Consider the following 3104-nt stretch of genomic DNA (forward strand, 5'->3'; position numbering starts at 1 on the left):
GATTATATCGCCGTCTGCATCGTAATTAAAGAACCGCCGTATGCCGAACGGCATGTACGGTGGTGTGAGAGGTCGGAAAACAAAAGTAGGAAGAAAACTACTTTTGTTTTCCTCCTACTCGATTTATTCCACTTTTGATCCGTTGGATTACCTTTTAAACGGAATAATTTCTTAATTTTGCTCTGTTGTAATTTTTGAATAATAATAACAGATAAATAAATAAAGAGCTATGAGATTCGATGTATCAAGTACTGCGCTACTTTCCCGCCTGCAGTCTATAAGCAAAGTAATTGCGTCTAAAAATTCTTTGCCAATACTGGACAGCTTCCTTTTCAACCTGGAAGGAAATAAATTAACAATGACAGCATCCGACTCCGAAACACGGTTGGTCACCTCTGTCGATGTAATGAATGCGCAGGGTAGCGGAGTATTTGCAGTCTCTGCAAAGATTCTGTTGGAGCCTTTGAAAGAGCTTCCCGAACAACCGCTTACGTTTGATATCAACGACGACAATCTGGAGATTTTCATTCATTTCCAAAATGGTAAATACAACTTTATCGGACAGAAAGGGGATACCTATCCGCAACAAAAGCCATTGGGACAGAACGTTGTTTCCATCCTTGTAGATGCACAGACATTGTTGAATGGTATCAGCCGTTCCATTTTTGCCACGGCGGACGATGAATTGCGTCCGGTTATGAATGGTATTTATTTCGATATCCACCCGGATAATCTTACTTTTGTTGCGTCCGACGGACATAAGTTGGTTCGTTTGCGTAATCTGTCTGTAAAATCGTCGGAAAAGGCATCTTTTATTCTTCCAAAGAAGCCGGCTAACCTGCTGAAAGCCGTTTTGGCAAAGGAAAGCGAAATGGTTACCATTAAGTTTGACGACAACAACGCATACATCAACTGTACTAATTTTGAGATGGTTTGCCGTTTGATTGAAGGACGCTTCCCCAATTACAACAGTGTAATTCCTCAGAACAATCCGCATAAAGTGATTATCGACCGTTTGTCGTTCCTGAATGCTCTTAAACGTGTTTCGGTTTTCTCAAACCCGGCAAGTAGTCTGGTTAAACTTCAACTAAAGGAAAACCAAATGAAAGTTTCGGCTCAGGATATCGATTTCTCTACTGCAGCAGAGGAGCTTATTGCCTGTCAGTTTACGGGTGTTGAGTTAAGCATCGGCTTCAAGGCTACTTACCTTATCGAAATATTGAACAATATCAATTCCACCGAAGTCGTGGTTGAATTAGCCGATCCTTCCAGAGCCGGACTTATCATCCCGGCCGAGAACGAAGAGAACGAGGATCTGCTGATGTTGCTCATGCCAATGATGTTAAATGACTAACAATTAAATAATGCAATTAAACTTAAAGAATCCGCTGGTTTTTTTCGATTTGGAAACAACAGGGATAAATATTGTAAAAGATCGTATTGTAGAGATTTCGTATGTGAAGGTTTTCCCCAATGGTAAGGAGGAGGTAAAAACGAGAAGAATTAATCCGGAGGTGCCTATTCCTGCAGAATCTACTGCCATACATGGGATTACAGACGAGGATGTAAAGGATTGTCCCACGTTCAAGGAGATTGCCAAATCTCTGGCAGCACAGATTGAAGGATGCGATCTGGCAGGATTTAATTCAAACCGTTTCGATATTCCGTTACTTGTGGAAGAGTTTCTGCGTGCCGGAGTGGACATCGATCTTAATAAAAGAAAGTTTGTGGATGTGCAGACCATCTTCCATAAGATGGAACAGCGTACCCTGGCGGCAGCCTATAAGTTTTATTGCGATAAAAGTCTTGAGAATGCACACTCGGCCGAAGCCGACACCTATGCAACTTACGAGGTGCTTAAGGCGCAGCTTGACCGATATCCTGAGTTGGAGAACGATATCAAGTATCTTTCTGAGTTTTCCAGCTTTAACACGAATGTAGACTTTGCCGGACGCATGGTTTACAACGATAAAGGCGAAGAGGTTTTTAATTTTGGTAAATACAAAGGTCAACGTGTGGAAGATGTGCTTAAAAACGACCAGGGGTATTATGGTTGGATGATGCAGGGCGATTTTCCTTTGAACACAAAGAAAGTTCTTACCGAGATTAAATTGAGAAATTTCAATTCCAAATAATTGAATGGATGCCCGCCTTTAATAGTGAAAAGAGGTTTAGATTATAACAGAAAAGCATGTTAAAAGGTAAAAAAATAATATTGGGAATAACCGGGAGTATAGCTGCCTACAAGGCTGCCTATATTATCCGGGCGCTTGTTAAGAAAGGAGCCGAAGTACAGGTTGTGATAACACCCGGAGGTAAAGAATTCATCACACCCATCACGTTGTCTGCATTAAGCAGCAATCCGGTGATTAGCGAATTCTTTTCGAACCGAGATGGTTCATGGCACAGCCATGTGGATCTTGGCTTATGGGCAGATGCCATGCTTATTGCTCCGGCAACGGCCTCCTCTATTGGCAAAATGGCGAATGGTATTGCAGACAATATGTTGATCACCACTTATTTGTCTTGCAAGGCTCCGGTGTTTATTGCTCCGGCGATGGACCTGGATATGTTTGCTCATCCCACAACACAACAAAATATTGAGAAGCTACGGTCTTTTGGTAACCATATCATCGAGCCGGGCGAAGGCGAACTTGCCAGCCACCTGGTAGGCAAGGGAAGGATGGAGGAACCCGATGTAATTGTGGGTGTACTTGACCGCTATTTTGATGGTTTGGGAAGCCTTACCCAAAAAAAGATTGTAATTACAGCCGGTCCGACATATGAAAAGATAGATCCGGTACGTTTTATAGGTAATTATTCGTCTGGCAAGATGGGATTTGCATTGGCAGAAGCCTGTGCAGCCCAAGGGGCCCAGGTTACATTGATAGCCGGACCGGTTTCCCTTAGCACCACTCATCCGGGCATACGAAGAATCGATGTTGAGTCGGCCGAAGAGATGTATCAGGCGGCAGTTAGGACTTTCCCCGATTCGGATGCTGCCATATTATGTGCTGCTGTAGCCGATTATCGCCCCGAGGTTCAATCGGACGAAAAAATAAAGCGGGAAAAGACCGGCGATATTACCATGCATCTTGTGCCCA

At 43.2% G+C, this 3104-nt stretch carries 3 protein-coding genes; all 3 read left to right on the top strand.

What is annotated here, in order from left to right:
- Positions 1 to 229 precede the first annotated feature (229 nt).
- A complete protein-coding gene (gene dnaN, locus AB7E53_RS12580; RefSeq protein ID WP_079683315.1) occupies positions 230 to 1354 on the top strand; it encodes a DNA polymerase III subunit beta in 1125 nt (374 codons plus the stop codon).
- 10 nt (positions 1355 to 1364) lie between these two features.
- Positions 1365 to 2135 carry an exonuclease domain-containing protein gene (locus tag AB7E53_RS12585; protein WP_446776015.1) on the top strand — a complete coding sequence of 257 codons (771 nt, stop codon included), beginning with the start codon at positions 1365 to 1367 and terminating at the stop codon, positions 2133 to 2135.
- Positions 2136 to 2191: 56 nt separating this feature from the next.
- On the top strand, positions 2192 to 3104 hold a 913-nt coding region (gene coaBC, locus AB7E53_RS12590), incomplete at its 3' end, for a bifunctional phosphopantothenoylcysteine decarboxylase/phosphopantothenate--cysteine ligase CoaBC (protein WP_446776017.1).

The sequence above is a fragment of the Macellibacteroides sp. genome, assembly GCF_050251695.1.
Classification (GTDB): Bacteria; Bacteroidota; Bacteroidia; order Bacteroidales; family Tannerellaceae; genus Macellibacteroides; species Macellibacteroides fermentans.

Bases quoted from the DNA above. Each gene is read 5' to 3' on its own strand.
- dnaN (WP_079683315.1), top strand. From the start codon at position 230: ATGAGATTCGATGTATCAAGTACTGCGCTACTTTCCCGCCTGCAGTCT.
- AB7E53_RS12585 (WP_446776015.1), top strand. From the start codon at position 1,365: ATGCAATTAAACTTAAAGAATCCGCTGGTTTTTTTCGATTTGGAAACA.